This window comes from Priestia sp. FSL R5-0597 (assembly GCF_038006305.1).
GTDB classification, from domain to species: Bacteria; Bacillota; Bacilli; order Bacillales; family Bacillaceae_H; genus Priestia; species Priestia zanthoxyli.
In genome coordinates this window covers 192,483-208,272 of record NZ_JBBOUZ010000001.1, presented here as the reverse complement: position 1 = coordinate 208,272, position 15,790 = coordinate 192,483, and the positions used below count along the sequence as shown (strand labels likewise).

General features: G+C 38.0%; 18 protein-coding genes. 1 reads left to right on the top strand and 17 read right to left on the bottom strand.

Annotated features, from left to right (window positions below):
• Positions 1-5: 5 nt before the first annotated feature.
• From MKX72_RS01180 to acpS, 14 genes are all read right to left on the bottom strand, one after another.
• Entirely contained in the window at positions 6-2,180 is a 2,175-nt protein-coding gene (locus tag MKX72_RS01180; protein WP_155008784.1) for a Tex family protein, read from the bottom strand.
• Positions 2,181-2,264: 84 nt separating this feature from the next.
• The gene (locus tag MKX72_RS01175) at positions 2,265-2,870 is read right to left on the bottom strand and encodes a PP2C family serine/threonine-protein phosphatase (protein ID WP_033580804.1); all 606 of its coding nucleotides are present in this window, start codon (positions 2,868-2,870) and stop codon (positions 2,265-2,267) included.
• The gene (gene sigB, locus MKX72_RS01170; protein WP_013055011.1) at positions 2,870-3,664 is read right to left on the bottom strand and encodes an RNA polymerase sigma factor SigB; all 795 of its coding nucleotides are present in this window, start codon (positions 3,662-3,664) and stop codon (positions 2,870-2,872) included. The genes MKX72_RS01175 and sigB overlap by 1 nt, the downstream gene beginning before the upstream one ends.
• Entirely contained in the window at positions 3,630-4,115 is a 486-nt protein-coding gene (gene rsbW / locus MKX72_RS01165; RefSeq protein WP_025753516.1) for an anti-sigma B factor RsbW, read from the bottom strand. Before rsbW ends, sigB begins: the two co-directional genes overlap by 35 nt.
• Complete coding sequence (locus MKX72_RS01160) at positions 4,112-4,444, bottom strand: anti-sigma factor antagonist (RefSeq protein WP_013055009.1); 333 nt, start codon at positions 4,442-4,444, stop codon at positions 4,112-4,114. Before MKX72_RS01160 ends, rsbW begins: the two co-directional genes overlap by 4 nt.
• 59 nt (positions 4,445-4,503) lie before the next feature.
• Positions 4,504-5,514, bottom strand: coding sequence for a PP2C family protein-serine/threonine phosphatase (locus tag MKX72_RS01155; protein ID WP_013055008.1), 1,011 nt, complete (start codon positions 5,512-5,514; stop codon positions 4,504-4,506).
• Positions 5,515-5,527: 13 nt separating this feature from the next.
• On the bottom strand, positions 5,528-5,929 hold the full coding sequence (locus MKX72_RS01150) for an anti-sigma regulatory factor (protein WP_013055007.1): 402 nt from the start codon (positions 5,927-5,929) through the stop codon (positions 5,528-5,530).
• A gap of 3 nt (positions 5,930-5,932) precedes the next feature.
• Positions 5,933-6,289 carry an STAS domain-containing protein gene (locus MKX72_RS01145; protein ID WP_013055006.1) on the bottom strand — a complete coding sequence of 119 codons (357 nt, stop codon included), beginning with the start codon at positions 6,287-6,289 and terminating at the stop codon, positions 5,933-5,935.
• A 2-nt stretch (positions 6,290-6,291) separates the two neighbouring features.
• Positions 6,292-7,128 carry an RsbT co-antagonist protein RsbRA gene (locus MKX72_RS01140; RefSeq protein ID WP_013055005.1) on the bottom strand — a complete coding sequence of 279 codons (837 nt, stop codon included), beginning with the start codon at positions 7,126-7,128 and terminating at the stop codon, positions 6,292-6,294.
• Positions 7,129-7,285: 157 nt separating this feature from the next.
• Positions 7,286-7,636, bottom strand: coding sequence for a type II toxin-antitoxin system endoribonuclease NdoA (gene ndoA / locus MKX72_RS01135; protein WP_013055004.1), 351 nt, complete (start codon positions 7,634-7,636; stop codon positions 7,286-7,288).
• 4 nt (positions 7,637-7,640) lie between these two features.
• Positions 7,641-7,922 carry a CopG family ribbon-helix-helix protein gene (locus MKX72_RS01130; protein ID WP_013055003.1) on the bottom strand — a complete coding sequence of 94 codons (282 nt, stop codon included), beginning with the start codon at positions 7,920-7,922 and terminating at the stop codon, positions 7,641-7,643.
• A gap of 200 nt (positions 7,923-8,122) precedes the next feature.
• A complete protein-coding gene (gene alr, locus MKX72_RS01125; RefSeq protein WP_155008783.1) occupies positions 8,123-9,313 on the bottom strand; it encodes an alanine racemase in 1,191 nt (396 codons plus the stop codon).
• A 113-nt stretch (positions 9,314-9,426) separates the two neighbouring features.
• Entirely contained in the window at positions 9,427-10,485 is a 1,059-nt protein-coding gene (locus tag MKX72_RS01120; protein ID WP_033580802.1) for a LolA family protein, read from the bottom strand.
• 58 nt (positions 10,486-10,543) lie between these two features.
• On the bottom strand, positions 10,544-10,909 hold the full coding sequence (gene acpS, locus MKX72_RS01115; protein WP_028411881.1) for a holo-ACP synthase: 366 nt from the start codon (positions 10,907-10,909) through the stop codon (positions 10,544-10,546).
• A 64-nt stretch (positions 10,910-10,973) separates the two neighbouring features.
• Here acpS and MKX72_RS01110 point away from each other — a divergent pair, with 64 nt between their 5' ends.
• Positions 10,974-11,576, top strand: a complete 603-nt coding sequence (locus tag MKX72_RS01110; RefSeq protein ID WP_028411882.1) for a rhomboid family intramembrane serine protease — start codon at positions 10,974-10,976, stop codon at positions 11,574-11,576.
• Between the two features lie 8 nt (positions 11,577-11,584).
• Here the strand turns inward: MKX72_RS01110 and uvsE are convergent, their stop codons facing one another.
• From uvsE to MKX72_RS01095, 3 genes are all read right to left on the bottom strand, one after another.
• The gene (gene uvsE, locus MKX72_RS01105; protein WP_028411883.1) at positions 11,585-12,556 is read right to left on the bottom strand and encodes a UV DNA damage repair endonuclease UvsE; all 972 of its coding nucleotides are present in this window, start codon (positions 12,554-12,556) and stop codon (positions 11,585-11,587) included.
• 94 nt (positions 12,557-12,650) lie between these two features.
• Positions 12,651-14,162 carry a DEAD/DEAH box helicase gene (locus tag MKX72_RS01100; protein WP_028411884.1) on the bottom strand — a complete coding sequence of 504 codons (1,512 nt, stop codon included), beginning with the start codon at positions 14,160-14,162 and terminating at the stop codon, positions 12,651-12,653.
• 196 nt (positions 14,163-14,358) lie between these two features.
• Positions 14,359-15,741, bottom strand: a complete 1,383-nt coding sequence (locus MKX72_RS01095; RefSeq protein WP_033580800.1) for a UDP-N-acetylmuramoyl-tripeptide--D-alanyl-D-alanine ligase — start codon at positions 15,739-15,741, stop codon at positions 14,359-14,361.
• Between the last annotated feature and the right edge of the window lie 49 nt (positions 15,742-15,790).

The window sequence follows — 15,790 nt, the reverse complement described above, 5'->3', positions numbered from 1 at the left end:
TTTTATTATTGATGGGGCGGAATCATCGTCAGTGCAACTCTTCCTTTTTTCATATCTACGTCTTCTACCCACACATTCACCAAATCTCCTACTGAAACGACATCGAGGGGATGCTTAACGTACCGATTCGTTAATTTAGAAATATGGACTAGACCGTCTTGCTTAACTCCTATATCGATGAACGCTCCGAAGTCTACGACGTTTCGCACCGTTCCTTCAAGCTGAATACCTTTTGCTAGATCCTCTAGCTTCAAAATATCCTGACGGAGCAAAGGTTTTGGCAGTTCATCACGAGGATCTCTTTCCGGTCTTACGAGCGCTTCTATAATGTCTTTTAAAGTAAGCTCCCCTATACTTAGTTCTTCTGATATTTCGGGTAAAGAAATATGTTTTAATGCTTCTTTTACTTTCTCCGTTCCAAGTCCAGTCTCTTTCACTTCCGCTTTCTTTAAAAGCTTTTTAACGTCTCCATATGTTTCAGGATGGATACCCGTTCTGTCTAAAGGTTCTTCACCTTCTATAATACGTAAAAACCCAATACACTGCTCATATGTTTTAGCCCCTAGACGCGGAATTTTCTTCAACTGTTTTCGGTTAGAGAATTTTCCGTTTTCATCCCGATATTTTACAATGTTTTGAGCAACTGTCTTATTTAGACCAGCAACGTATTGTAGAAGCGAAGCAGAAGCCGTGTTTGCATTCACTCCTACTTGGTTTACTACTGTCTCTACAATAAAAGTCAGTGAATCATTTAATTGCTTTTGAGACACATCATGCTGATATTGCCCTACTCCTACCGACTTAGGATCGATTTTCACAAGCTCAGCCAGCGGATCTTGCAGCCTTCTGGCAATCGATACAGCGCTTCGCTCTTCTACTTGAAAATCAGGGAATTCTTCTCTAGCAACATCAGAAGCCGAATATACGCTTGCTCCCGCTTCATTCACAATCAAATAATAAACTGGGTTTTCAATTTCTTTAAGAACATCCGCTACAAATTGCTCCGTTTCGCGAGATGCCGTTCCATTTCCAATTGCCACTACTTCAATAGGGTATTCAGCGAACATTTTCTTTAATTTATTTTGTGCTTCAGCTGCTTTTCTCACAGGAGGATGTGGATAAATAACATCAATTTTTAATACCTTGCCTGTTTCATCTACTACAGCTAATTTGCAGCCTGTTCGAAAAGCTGGATCTACTCCTAATACCACTTTCCCTTTCAATGGAGGTTGGAGAAGAAGTTTTCGTAAGTTTTCAGAAAAGATGTGAATGGCTCTTTCTTCCGCTTTTTCTGATAGGTCTTTACGAATTTCGCGTTCAATAGATGGTTCTATTAAGCGTTTATAAGCATCTTCTATAGCTGAGATGATATAACCTTCAGCTGAAGAATCCCTTTTCTTGATTACTTCTTTATGTAAATATGAAAGAATACGATCTGTAGGCGCGTCAATACTCACTTTTAAAATACCGTCTTTTTCTCCTCTATTCATAGCTAAAATACGGTGAGGAACGATTCGCTTTACCGCTTCTGTATATTCATAGTACATTTCATAGATATTTTTTTCATCTTTTTCCGGATCTTTGACTGAAGTAACAATTATGCCATCTTTTACAGTGGTCGTACGAATCCATTGACGGTAAGATGCTTCGTCAGAAATTTGTTCCGCTACAATGTCTAGGGCTCCCTGAATAGCTTCGTCAGAAGATTGAACTCCTGCTTCTTCATTTATGTATGTTTGCGCTTCAATGTTCACGTCAGAATTCGGGAAACTTAGTAGCCACTGTGCTAATCGTTCAAGACCTTTTTCTTTTGCTACAGTTGCTTTTGTACGTCGTTTTTGCTTAAAAGGGCGGTATAAATCTTCTACTTGCTGCAATTTCTTCGCTTGATGAATTTGAGCAGACAGTTCCTCAGTTAATTTCCCTTGCTCTTCAATTAATCGGTGAACTTCCTCTTTACGCTCCTCTAAATTCATTAAGTAGTTCCAGGAATCTAAAATATTCCGGATTTGGACTTCATCCAAAGCACCAGTTTGTTCTTTTCTATATCGAGCAATAAAGGGAACTGTATTACCATCTTCTACTAAAGCAATTACGTTTTGTACTTGCTTGTGTGAAATCTCTACCTCTTTACTTACACGTTGAACAATTTGATTATCTAATTTCGTTGCAACAGACACAGCTTATCCTCCTACCTAAATGAAACTTTGTCTCTATTGTAACAAAACTCACATGCAATAACACATGTGAGCTAAAAAGAAAGGCTATGCAGTTGGAAGATGACCAGCGATATACGTAATATCGTCATTATGAGATCGAATTGCTGCCTGTAGGCGTGTCGACAATTGATCGACATTCATCGAGTTAGCAAAAACAGATTTAATCTCTTTTAATTCTAAGCCATCTGTATGAATCAAAAATTTAGAACCGGAGTCATATGGGAAGGTTTGTGTGCGGAACTTTTGAATTTTCCCTGATAAAAAACCTTGAATTGGCAGAGGGTACGTTAATTTCCCCTCCGGAGAATACAGATAAAAGCGGATATTACCTACATTTGTGTAATGAAATTCGTTATGTTTTTTATCAATTTTCAAAATAGCTACTGCTGCGCCTCTTGTATGTCGAGTAGCCTTGTTGCACTTAGAAATGATCTCATCTACATCTAGATGATGATGAGCTTTCGCTACATCCGTAACAGCTACAGAAGCGGCTCTGGCTTGTTCACCGCTTCCTAATCCATCTGCCACTGCACATAGAAAATAATCATCCGTTTCTTTGACATAGTAACTATCTCCACAACACACGTTCCCTTGCTTTGGCTCTTGATATATATGAGTTTGAATCGACTTTGTATTCGGGTCTACTGTCATCACGACATATACTCCGAATCGTTAGAATCTGAGCGAGCTGCAGTCCTTAGCTTATCAAGAGCTCTTCTTTGCAGTCGAGATACATGCATTTGAGAAATCCCTAATTTCTCACCGGCATCTTTTTGACTCAGATTTTCAATAAATGTATAGCGAATTACTTCTTTTTCTCTATCGCTTAATACATGAAGAATCTTTTCTAACACTAAGCGCTGATCAGTTTTCTCATAACCCGACTCTTGTTCACCTACTAAATCAAGGATTGTAACAGTACTTCCATCAGAGTCTGCTTCAATAGAATGATCAACAGACAACGCTTGATAACTTTGCCCCATCTCCATCGTTTCTAAAATTTCTTCCTCTGTCACTCCGATATGATCAGCAATTTCTTTTACTTGAGGAGATCGCTGTAAACGGGTTGTTAGCTCTTCGACAGCTGCTTTAATTTTAGGACCTAATTCTTTGATGCGGCGCGGTACGTGAACACTCCACGTTTTATCGCGTAAAAATCGCTTAATCTCTCCAATGATTGTAGGAACAGCAAACGATTCAAAACTTCTTCCAAATGAAGCATCATACCTTCTAATAGCTCCTAACAGTCCTAGCATCCCTACCTGCACAATATCTTCATGTAAGCTTCTGCCTTTTGAATAACGACGTGCAATAGATTCAACAAGGTTCTTGTAATGTACTACTAGATCACTTTGTGCTTCTTCATCCTGCGTTTTTTGAAAGCGCTCAATTCGTTCCTGAACCTGTTCTTTAGTTAATTTCATAGGTTGAGACTGTGTTTTCATCACTCTCCACCTGCTCTCTTTGCACATACTTAGTCATCATTAGCGTTACACCTTTTGAATTGACCATTTTCACTTCGTCCATTAGTGTTTCAATTAAATATAAACCAAGTCCACCTTCAGGAAGAAATTCAACTTCTTTTGATGTTTCATAAGGTCCTATATGTTCCTTAAGCTCTTCAAAATTAAAGCTTTCGCCTTTATCGACCACCATGATTTCTAAACGGTCATCAAATAAACCAAAACCTACTCTCACTTCACCATTTTCTTCACTCTTGTAAGCATGCTGTACGGCATTTGTACATGCCTCACTCACAGCAATTTTCATATCTTCAATTTCATCATAAGAAAAACCCATCCGGTTCGCTACACCAGACAGCGTCAGTCGAATAATCGCTACATAGTCTGGCTTAGCAGGAATCTTCATCTCAACAAAGTCATAAGGCTGTTTCATTTTACGCCACCTTCTACTTGTGAATTCACGTTTAAAATGTCTGTGAGGCCCGTAATATCAAATAAGCGCTTGATGCGCTCTGATACACCAACAAATTTCAAAGAGCCGTTATTTTTCTTATTGGCTTTTAACAATGCAATAAATACACCTAGTCCTGTACTATCCATGTATGATACATCGGTTAAATCGACTATAATTTCCGGTTCAGTATGTTCAGTAATTTCCATGAACTTTTCTTTTAGCTTAGGTGCTGTATATGCGTCAATCTCTCCAGCCAGCTTAATACGATATGCTTGACCGTCCTTTTGTATATCTATTTTTAAATTCATCGTATTAGTAGACCCCCTCTAATTTTGTGCTATCTTTTCTGTACCCTTATTTAGAATACTTAAACTAAACTCTTCAAAATAATCAATGTAAAGTCATCTCTCAATTGAAAATGCTGTAATTTTTCCAGCTCTTTATATACAGATTCTACAATTTCTTGAGGAGACAAATGCATGTATTTTCGAATTAATTTTATGATGTCCAATCTTTCGATAAATCCTTCTTCAGTTCTGCATTCTGTTACACCATCTGTTAACAGAACAATCATATCGCCTTTTGAAAGCTGCTGCTCGTACTGAAGATATTTCACATGGCGATCGACTCCTAGCACGAGTCCTTTTGCTTCCAAATCTTCAAATGAATCAGCTTTGGCATCATAATAAAAGCCTGGCTCATGCCCTGCAGATGCATAATCAAATAAGTTTGTCTCGGGATTATAACTTCCGTAGAACATCGTAATAAACATACTTGGATCTACGTTTCTCTCTACAATATTATTCAAGTTCTCCAATACGTAACTTGGATTTTTTCTTGAGTCCGGTAAGCTGTCCATTGCATACTTGATCATAGACATACACATTGCAGCTGGAATTCCTTTTCCGATCACATCGGCAATGGCAATACTTAACCCACCGTGCTCTTCTTCTACAAAGTGAAAATAATCTCCGTTCATCTGTTTAGCAGGTACGCTAATCGCGCCAATTTCTAAAGTTGAACTAGCCGGAACCTTTGTCCCTAACAGCGTCTGCTGGACGTTAGCGGCAACTTCGATTTCAGAACGAAGTTCCCGCTGCTTATTTTTTAATGTTTGATGCTCACGAAGAGCAAGACCGTAGCTAATCATTACCTCAAGTAAAAAGTCCAGAGAATGCAGCACTTTTTCTGGAATATCAGAATAAATTTCTTCAATCACTTCTTTATGAATGCTCACAATATCTTCTGGCGATATTTCATTCTCTAAAGATTTTCTACTTAGTTTTTGTCCTTGATACAAAATTTGTTCATTTTGTGTTTGGATATAGTTCCCCAAAATATCTTTGTATAAATCTCTCATCTCTTTATCAAAAGACATTATCTATTTCCTCCTACCGGAGCCACTTAACTGCTTTAATCTCAGTACCTTCTCCGACATTTGTTTCGATGTCAAACTCATCCATCAATCGTTTTACCCCAGGAAGCCCAGCTCCTAGTCCACCCGATGTTGAGTATCCATCTTCCATTACTTTGCGAACGTCGGGGATACCTGGCCCTTCATCTGTTGCTACGACAAGAAGACCGTTTTTTCCTCCACGATTTAATTTCTCAATATAGATTTGACCCTTACCCGCATATAGGTAAATATTACGAGCTAATTCAGAAATGGCGGTTGTAATACGAGCTTGGTCAACTGTTCCAAACCCTAGCTCTTTCGACACATTTCTACCTAATTGGCGTGCCGCTACGATGTCCCATTCTGTTACGATTTTTACGCTGGATTGGAATTCCATATACTAATCCCCCAATTCCGATTGGAGTTTCTCAAGACCTTTTTCTAAATCGAGTGCAGTAAGAACATCGTTTAGGCCAATCCCTAACTCAACAAGTGTAATAGCTACTGCAGGCTGGATACCTGTTAATACTACTCTGGCCCCCATCAAATTAGACATGCTAACCACGTCACCTAACACTTTTGCGATGAATGAATCGATCATATCAATTGAAGTTAAATCGATTACCACTCCTTTTGCTCCAGTTTGATGAATTTTACTTAGCAAATCTTCTTGGAATTGAATAGCCGTTTGATCATCCAGCTCCCATTGAATGGATACCAATAAGTAGTCGTACAATTTCAAAATGGGTATTCTCACGTTTATTCCTCCGATTCTATATCAACTATTTTCCGCTCAGTCATTTCTAACGCAAACTCTACACCTTTTTTTAATGAGTTTTTCGTAATAATTTCATTTAAGTTAATACCTAAGTTCACAATAGTCTGAGCAATTTCCGGACGAATTCCTACTAACAAACACTTGGCTCCAACCAAACGTACGGCTTCAGCAGCTTGAATGATATGATGGGCAACCATCGTATCCACTACTGGTACTCCGGTAATATCTATTAATACGACCTCTGATCGGTGCTTTACGACACCTTGCAGTAAGTTTTCCATAATTTTCTTTGCACGATCGGTGTCAATTGTTCCCACAAGCGGCATTACCGTAATTTTATCAAATACCGGTATTAATGGAGCAGACAATTCTTGAAGTGCAACTTTTTGCAACATAACTGTATTTTCCCACGAGTTGGAGTATTGTTCTACTATTTTGTTATAAATAGGGCTTAACCACTTGTCAAACCGATAGAATAATTCAGAATGAGTTTGATCAGCCTTTACATGTTCACTGTTTACATACCCTTCAACCACTACATGACCCAAGTTACGTACACCCTGTGTCAAATAAGCAAGAGGCCATCCTAAACTCACAACTCGTCCTACTACTTCCTCTAGTTCCTCTGCAAAATTTTCCTGATCACGGAATGCTTTTGCCAAAAGTAAATTTACAAAATCAGAGCTTACATTTACGTACACTTGCTCGGATACAATGTTTTTAATCCGCTCTGTTTCCACATCATTCATTAACACTAGCCATCGATCAAAAATTTCTGATTTATGATTTTGTATATAATTGAATAAATCTTGATTCATGAGGTCCTCCTTGTGAGTCAATACACTCATTTATATCTATATATATATTATCATTTTTAAAACGTTTCTTATTACAATATACGTTTACTGATTATTCCTAGTCAAATTAAAAAAGTTGCTCATAAAGGAGCAACTTAGCATAAATGGAAGTATAATTCTAAAAGTCGATAAGTCCTACACTGATTTGCAAGGCTTCATCCACTCTGTCCATCATTTCATCATCTAAATGGGTAATCTTGTCTGTTAGCCTCTGTTTATCAATAGTACGAATTTGTTCTAGTAAAATAACTGAATCTCGCTCAAATCCATAGCGCTTTGCATCAATTTCAACATGCGTAGGTAACTTTGCCTTTTGAATTTGAGCAGTGATCGCAGCTACAATAACAGTTGGGCTAAAACGATTGCCTATATCATTTTGAATGACAAGTACAGGGCGAACGCCTCCTTGTTCTGAGCCAACAACAGGAGATAGGTCAGCAAAATAAACGTCGCCACGTTTGACTACCAAGTCATTACCCCCCGCTTACTAAACGATCCACAGTATGATCAGCTTCATACTCTGCTAGAAAAGCCTCGGAAGCAATATTTAAGTTTATCTTTGCCATCTCCATATATCCACGTCTCATTGATTCGCGAATATGGCGTTTTTTTCGCTCACGAAGGTACAATTTTGTTGCTTGGTGAATAAAATCACTTCGGTTGCCATTTTCTTGTTTAACCATAAGATCGAGCTCCGATACTAAATTTTTCGGTAATCTTACTAGGATTTCTGTAGTTGCGCTCGCTTCAGACACAAACATACACCTCCAACATCAATACACACACCAATAGTCTCATCTTTCCTTATCATAACATTGATTAGCTTTAATGGAAAGTTAATTCTGTCAATTTCTACACTATTATCGTCAATTGATACCCTCTTTTATGCATGGAAGTTATTATTTTATTGTCTTTTGTTCGCAGGCTTTTTATGTTGACTCAGGAAGATGTATATTCAGCGCAAGATATAATTATTAACATGAATGTGCTGAGAATCTCTTGTATAAACCCTCGGAACCCTTGCTGCAATCATGCAAGGGATTTCATAATTAATTGTTTCAAGATGCTTTGCTACTTCATCAATTGTAATTTCAGCACCTTGTTGTTTTCCAATAAATGTTACTTTTGTACCCATTTTATACATTTTAGGCAATTTAATCATCAATTGATCCATGCATATCCTACCAACAATTGGCACTTTAACTCCATCTACTAACACTTCAAAATTACTTAATTTACGAATCCAGCCGTCTGCGTATCCTACTGGAATAGTAGCAATCCATTCATCTTCTTTAGCTTCATAAGTAGCTCCGTAACTGATATGACTCCCTTTTTTGACTTTTTTAACATGCACAATACGGCTGTGCAGCGAAAAAGCTTGTTTTAACGGAATTGGCAAGACTTCTTTTAATTCCTCTGAAGGACTCAGGCCATACATAGAGATACCTAAGCGTACGCCATTAAAGATATCGCTCGGACGACGAAGCAAAGCTGCGCTATTTGCACAGTGAATCATCGGAGGTGTAAAATTATGTTCTTTCACAATTCGAACCATTTCTTCAAAGAATGTGTACTGTTCTTCAAAATAAGACGAATTTAGCTCGTCTGCTGTTGCAAAGTGTGTAAACACTCCATCCAGCGCGAATCCTGAATGAGAAGTGATGATATTCATCGTTTCGTGTAATTCTTCTTTTGTTCTAATTCCTAAGCGACCCATGCCTGTATCTATTTTTAAATGCATATGCAACTGACTGTTTGCACCTAGAATGGACGCCGCTTCTTCAATCCAAGCTTTGCTATAAGCAGTGACCGTTACATCCCACTCCAATGCAGTTTGAATGTGTAAGGGAGACACGGCTCCTAATACTAAAATGGATTCCTTTATTCCTTTTTTTCGAAGAGCAATAGCTTCATCCAAAAAAGCTACAGCTAGCATATCAGCGCCAGCTTGAAGCGCAATCTCTGCTACTTCTTTATCTCCATGCCCGTACGCATTCGCTTTTACTACGGCCATTAACGTTTTATGCCCCGGTATCAGTTCTCTTACATGATTCACATTTTGAAAAATGGCTTCTACATCAATTTCTGCCCATGTTTCTCTATAAAATGCATCCATTACTACGACACTTCCTTTTTTCAGAACCATTCTAAACGTACTTTCCTCTGTTAGTATAATACATCTATAGCCAAACTTCATCTCGATCTTTATTCAAATTAAGCAAGAACAAGCCTACATATATGCAGGCTTGTAAGCTTCTCTTATTTTCCCATCTGACTTTGCACAGATCTAGCAACTGTACTCAATTCATCTGGTGTCAGCTGATCAGAAGCCAGCATAAAGTCTACTCCATTATATGTCCAAGATAGACTTTTATCCGTTAAAGCTCCCACAGTAAAACCTAAATCAAATGGCTCTCCGGCAGTAACTGTAGATGTTGCTGTTTTAGCTACTTGCGCTTTTTCTTGTACAAGCGTAAACGGCTTTTCTCCTTTGTACATTAAAACGACTCTCTCACCATTTTCCGTCTCGATTTTCTTTTCCTTGGACAGCTTTGTACCTTTTGGAACGTCCTTAGGATAAAGAACGCTAAATGATTTGTGCTGAGCTAATGTCGGAATGTCAATCTTTGCACTTGTCATGTTTCTTTTTGTATCAAAAGCCCCTTTATCAAACTTAGAATCGAATTTCACCTTAGAGAAATCAACTTTTATTAACACTTTATTATCCGTATCCATAATTTTAACCGACACAGGCGCTAAGTCACTTTTGTTCAGCGTAATTTCTTGTTTAGGAAGCATTGTGCTATTTTGATAGTTCGTTTTTGTTTCAAAAATATAATGTTTATCCGTTGATTTAAAACTTGCCTTTTCATCCTTCACAATATCTTGGACAAGGGATTCATACAAATAAGCTTGACTGCTATTTTGCGGCCAGTCACTTTGAAAACGAAAGCTTTTATTTAAGGCAGGCGTTAAAACAAAAACCCCTTCATCATTACGCAAAATCATTTGGCTTTGATCTTTCTTTGTATTTTTCAAATTCACTCGATAGTACATAGGCTTACTATGCCAAATCTCTACATCGTATACTTGAGCATCTTTCCCTGTATTCAATGTCATCTTAGCATCTGATTTATACCCCGCCATTTCTTGTACCTTGGCATCCAATGCATCTGTTACATCCTGCTGACTTTTTTCACCGCATGCTGATAAGGCTAAGAGAAAAAAGGCGCAAACAAATAAGCCAATCCATTTTTTATGCATTTCCCCAACTCCTTTATTTCGTATATTCACAGCTAAACGGAGAAGCAAGAACATATCTTGTCTCCCCTATCCACACTATGAATATATGAACAAGAAATAGTGAATATGCAGACTAGCTTGACAAGCGTTCAATAATTACTTGAGCAATCGCATAGTGTGCACTGTGGGAAATAGATACGTGTACAGACGCTTCCAGTGGTTGTTTTGTAACAATGTGGGGTTTCCCTCTTTCATCATTCACGATTTCGATATCTTGGAAGCTGAAATCTTTTCCTATTCCTGTTCCAAGAGCTTTCGAATATGCTTCCTTCACAGCAAATCTTCCTGCTAAAAATTCGACCTTACGTCGGCTTGATAGCTTTTCATAGCGTTCTCTTTCATTTTTTGTTAAAATCCGAGTAATAAAAGCGCTTTGACGCTGCACCATTTTTTCAATCCGCTCTAACTCTGTAATATCAATTCCAGTTCCTATAATCATTTTCATTTAATCCTCTCTTACAGAATAGTATATAAAAATGCCTTTATAAAAAGGAGTGACAAATATGTTCGTACGCACAGAAAATGCAGCTGAATTTAAACGTTTTTATCCTGTTACCTTCACGCTTATCTGCATCCACATTGCGCTATGGTTACTTGCCGCTCTTCCCTCACACCTTGCAGAATCTTTTATACATCAGCTTATTGGTGTGAATAGTTTAATTTCCCAAGGAGACTACTGGCGACTTTTTACACCTATCTTTTTACATCTAAGCTTTTCACATCTTCTTTTTAACTCATTTTCATTGTTCTTGTTAGGACCAGGCGCTGAGCGTATTCTTTCTTCTTATAAGTTTCTTCTATTCTACCTTACGTGTGGATTGCTTGGAAATATCGTTACATTTCTAATCCAATCTTCTTTTTACAGCCATGTGGGTGCATCCGGTGCCATTTTCGGACTGCTCGGATTTTACCTCTATCTTGTCATAAAACAAAAGCATATGCTTTCTAAAAGCAACCAGCAAATCATTGTCGTCTTTTTAATTATTGGATTACTTTCAGGTCTGCTAACGCCAGGAACCAACAATACAGCTCATTTCGCTGGAGGTATTGCTGGATTTCTTCTCGCTTTTCTTACGTTCAAACAGAAAAACAAGCCACAGATATGAGGCCTGCTTTAGGATTTAATATAAAAAGTGGATGAGTTAATAAATTCCACATCTTCATAAGTCTTCAAATCTCTTACTAACTGAAAGAGCGCTTCATCTTTTTTCTTAGCTTCAATCATGCAATCAATTTGCGGTATCGTTCCATTTACTTCTTTTAAAAAGCTGTAAAACCCATTAACATCGATATAATCTGCATGGGCTCTAAATTCTTTATCACTTTTAGGACTAGATATATGCATTTTTAGAGGGAGTGTTTCATGTTCCCATGTTCTAATGATACGGTCCCAATGCTCTTGCCATGAAGTTTCATCGTTGTTCGCCTGATGATGATGAAGATCAAAAATGATTGGGACATTTAGTTTTTCACATAAATACAAGACGTCTTTTATATGAAAGGTTGTATCGTCGTTTTCCAACATAATCATTTGCTGAAGGGATTGAGGTACAAGCCCCCAATTATGAATAAACTGCTCCAGTGCTTTTTCTTTATCATTATAAGCTCCTCCAACATGTAGAACACAGCGATTTTGAAGCGGAATATCCATTCCTTTCAGCAACTTTTGATGCATGCGAAGAGTTTGGATAGAATGCTTAAAAACCTCTTTATCCGTTGAATTTAAAACAACAAAATGATCCGGGTGAAAATCTACTCGCATTGGATGTTCCTTCAAAAATACAGAAATACGCTGAAGAGCATCTTTTAAAGGAGCTATGTAGTTCCACTCTTTTAGTACCTCATGGTTAGCTAATGGAATTAACTTAGAACTGAATCGAAAAAACTCAATTTCACTCCACGCATTATGTTTTAATAACCGTAAGCAGTTTTCTAAGTTGGATATTGCAATACGTTCGAGCTTGCGAATGGCCGCTTCATGGTCTTTCACACGCTGAAATTGTGCAAAAGTCATTGTTTGAGAAGGAGAACTATTTTCCAAATGAACGCTCATCGCCACATAACCTAACCGAACAATGGTCGACATCAGTGAACACCCCATTTTATTTTACTCATAGTGTGCACCAATAAAATAGCAATTAACACATAAAAAAACGAGCCTATTAAGGCTCGTTTTTATTTTACGCTTTGCTGCGAGAATCTTTACGATTACTGCTGCTATTGCGATTTCTATTATCACTGCCGTTGCTTCCACCGCGACGCTTGTCACCAAAACGCTTTGAGTTTCCACGACGATTTTGCTGTGAGTAGTTTTTAGAGTTAGAACGTGAACGACCTCCGCCATTTCCACGTTTGTTTTTATCACCTTTTGCAATTACCGGTGGTTCAGCAGTTAATTGAATTGGTGATTCATTTGGTTCTTTTGTAAATAATTTGATTGCCGCTGCCACTAATGAAACTGAATCGTGCTCTTCAAGTAACTCTTCTGCCAACTGTTTGTAGTAAGATAAGTTGCCTTGTGTCACAGATTCCGTTAATTTGTCAGCTGCAATACGCTGTTGACCTTCCATTGCTTCATCAAGCGTTGGAGCAGTCATACGCTCCATTTTACGTTTTGTTGTACGCTCAATATTGTGTAACTGTCCAGTTTCTCTTGGCGTTACAAATGTCATAGCAGCACCCATTTTACCAGCACGTCCTGTACGTCCGATACGGTGTACATAGCTCTCCGGATCTTGAGGGATATCAAAGTTGTATACATGAGTAACACCCGAAATATCAAGTCCGCGTGCAGCTACGTCTGTCGCAACTAATACATCAATAGAACCTTCTTTAAATTGACGTAGTACAGATAGACGTTTCGATTGTGTCAAGTCACCATGGATACCTTGTGCAGAATAACCACGCATATTTAATGCTTCTGATAACTCATCAACACGGCGCTTTGTACGACCAAAGATGATAGCTAATTCAGGTGATTGCATATCTAAAAGACGAGTAAGGATATCAAATTTACGCTTTTCTTGTACTTCTAAATAATACTGCGTAATGTTTGGCATCGTTACTTCTTTTGCTTTTACTTTTACCACTTTTGGTTCGTTCATGAATTTTTCAGCAATGCGACGGATTGGAGTAGGCATTGTTGCTGAGAATAAAAGTGTTTGGTGGTTCTCAGGTACGTTTGATAAGATTTTTTCAATGTCTTCGATGAATCCCATGTTTAACATTTCATCTGCTTCATCTAAAATAACTGTATGAACGTCTTGTAGACGAAGTGTACGACGATTAATATGATCTAGCATACGTCCTGGTGTCCCTACGATGATATGAGGGTGCTTTTTCAATGCACGAATTTGACGACTGATATCTTGACCACCATAAATTGATAGCACGCGTACGCGCTTTGTTTGACCAATTTTGTAAAGTTCTTCAGATACCTGTACAGCAAGTTCACGAGTAGGAGCAATAATTAACCCTTGAATTGCATCTACGTTTACATCAACTTTTTCAATAAGAGGAATACCAAATGCCGCTGTTTTCCCTGTTCCTGTTTGTGCTTGTCCGATCAAATCGTGACCTTCTAGTGCTAATGGGATAGTTTCTGATTGAATTGGTGTTGCTTCTTCAAAACCCATTTTACTCACAGCTTTGTTAAGCTGTTGACTTAATCCTAAATCTTGAAATAATGCCAAGTTTTTCAAACTCCTTTTATATTTAGACTATCTATATTTTACAAAAAAAAGCATTCTCCGAGGAAACGGAAAATGCTCTAAACGACTACTTCAATAAATTCAACGTTTAGAGTATAAGCGCCTCAAGACACTCAGACTACATCATAACACTATGGCTTTCCGTTTGCAATAGAGCTTACTTATACTCTTTTTAATATCACGGTAATTTATGCATCATTTTTGAGATAACTTCCTCAAGCTTCATCCCTCGAGATGCTTTCACTAAAACCACATCTTCTCTTGTTGTAATCGCTGTTAATTTTTCAACAAGCTCATCTTTCTCCTCAAAGTGTATTACCTTATCTTCTGCAAAATTATTTTTTGCTCCTTGCTCAATTTCAACAGATAAAGGACCGTATGTTAGAACATAATCAATTTTTTCTGCTTGAATAAACTCTCCCACTTCTTTGTGGAACTCTTTTTCCTGATCGCCTAATTCAAGCATATCCCCAAGAACAAGAATTTTTTGCTTATAGCCTTCTAAATCATGCATCAACGTGATAGCAGCTTTAACGGACGTTGGACTTGCGTTATATGCGTCGTTAATGAAGGTCAGGCCATCTGTTCGTTTTACAAGCTCCATACGCATATTTGTTAGCTTTAATTCTTTTAATCCCTTAGCGATTGTTTCGTTGTCTAGTCCAAAATAATGACCTACCGCAATAGCAGAAAGCGCATTGTGAACATTATGTTTACCTAATACCGGGATAAAGAATGAATATGTTGTTTCACGTGAAACAGTGAATGTTGTTCCTAACTCTTCGGCTGAAATAGCACTTGGATACAAATCGTTTTGTTCTGAGCTGCCAAATGTCACCGTTTCAAATGCTGGATTAACTACGCGCGACGTTAAAAGTGGCTCATCACCATTATAGACAAGCTGACCTGTTGGTGCTAAGCCGCTTGTAATTTCTAATTTTGCCTCCGCAATTCCATCACGACTTCCTAAGTCTTGAAGGTGCGATTCTCCGATATTTGTAATAATGGCCACATCAGGCTCCGCTAAATTAGAAAGAAACTCAATCTCTCCTCGGCTGCTCATGCCCATTTCTAAAACGGCAATATCATGAGTTTCATCTAAACGCAAAATAGTAAGCGGCATGCCAATATGATTATTAAAGTTTCCATCTGTTTTCAGAACACGGTAAGTTGTATCAAGCACAGCTTTCACCATGTCTTTTGCCGTTGTTTTTCCGTTACTTCCTGTAATGCCCACTACTTTAATATCTAACTCGTGACGATAGGATTTCGCTAATTGCTGAAGAGCTTCTAGCGTATCATCGACTAAAATAACGCTAATGTCTGTCGGTGGGTTTTCTTCATCTTTGTTCCACAGAGTAGCGACCGCTCCGTTTTCAATTGCTTTATCGACAAATACATGCCCGTTAAAACGTTCCCCTTTAATTGGGATATATAAATTGCCTTGCTGAATAGTTCTCGTATCAATTGAGACTCCCTCAATTACAGTTGCTTCGTTCCCGCTATGAAATACACTTCCTGGAATCATTGCAGCTAGCTGTTTAAGCGTACGTTTAATCATTGTTGGTTTGCTCCTCTCGATATAAAGTAAACTATGGATACTATTTAAT

Excerpts from the sequence above, each read along its gene's own strand:
- MKX72_RS01175 (WP_033580804.1), bottom strand. The coding sequence starts at position 2,870 with ATGACAGTAGACCCGAATACAAAGTCGATTCAAACTCATATATATCAA.
- sigB (WP_013055011.1), bottom strand. The coding sequence starts at position 3,664 with ATGAAAACACAGTCTCAACCTATGAAATTAACTAAAGAACAGGTTCAG.
- rsbW (WP_025753516.1), bottom strand. The coding sequence starts at position 4,115 with ATGAAACAGCCTTATGACTTTGTTGAGATGAAGATTCCTGCTAAGCCA.
- MKX72_RS01160 (WP_013055009.1), bottom strand. The coding sequence starts at position 4,444 with ATGAATTTAAAAATAGATATACAAAAGGACGGTCAAGCATATCGTATT.
- MKX72_RS01155 (WP_013055008.1), bottom strand. The coding sequence starts at position 5,514 with ATGTCTTTTGATAAAGAGATGAGAGATTTATACAAAGATATTTTGGGG.
- MKX72_RS01150 (WP_013055007.1), bottom strand. The coding sequence starts at position 5,929 with ATGGAATTCCAATCCAGCGTAAAAATCGTAACAGAATGGGACATCGTA.
- MKX72_RS01140 (WP_013055005.1), bottom strand. The coding sequence starts at position 7,128 with ATGAATCAAGATTTATTCAATTATATACAAAATCATAAATCAGAAATT.
- alr (WP_155008783.1), bottom strand. The coding sequence starts at position 9,313 with ATGGTTCTGAAAAAAGGAAGTGTCGTAGTAATGGATGCATTTTATAGA.
- MKX72_RS01120 (WP_033580802.1), bottom strand. The coding sequence starts at position 10,485 with ATGTTCTTGCTTCTCCGTTTAGCTGTGAATATACGAAATAAAGGAGTT.
- acpS (WP_028411881.1), bottom strand. The coding sequence starts at position 10,909 with ATGATTATAGGAACTGGAATTGATATTACAGAGTTAGAGCGGATTGAA.
- MKX72_RS01110 (WP_028411882.1), top strand. The coding sequence starts at position 10,974 with ATGTTCGTACGCACAGAAAATGCAGCTGAATTTAAACGTTTTTATCCT.
- uvsE (WP_028411883.1), bottom strand. The coding sequence starts at position 12,556 with ATGTCGACCATTGTTCGGTTAGGTTATGTGGCGATGAGCGTTCATTTG.
- MKX72_RS01095 (WP_033580800.1), bottom strand. The coding sequence starts at position 15,741 with ATGATTAAACGTACGCTTAAACAGCTAGCTGCAATGATTCCAGGAAGT.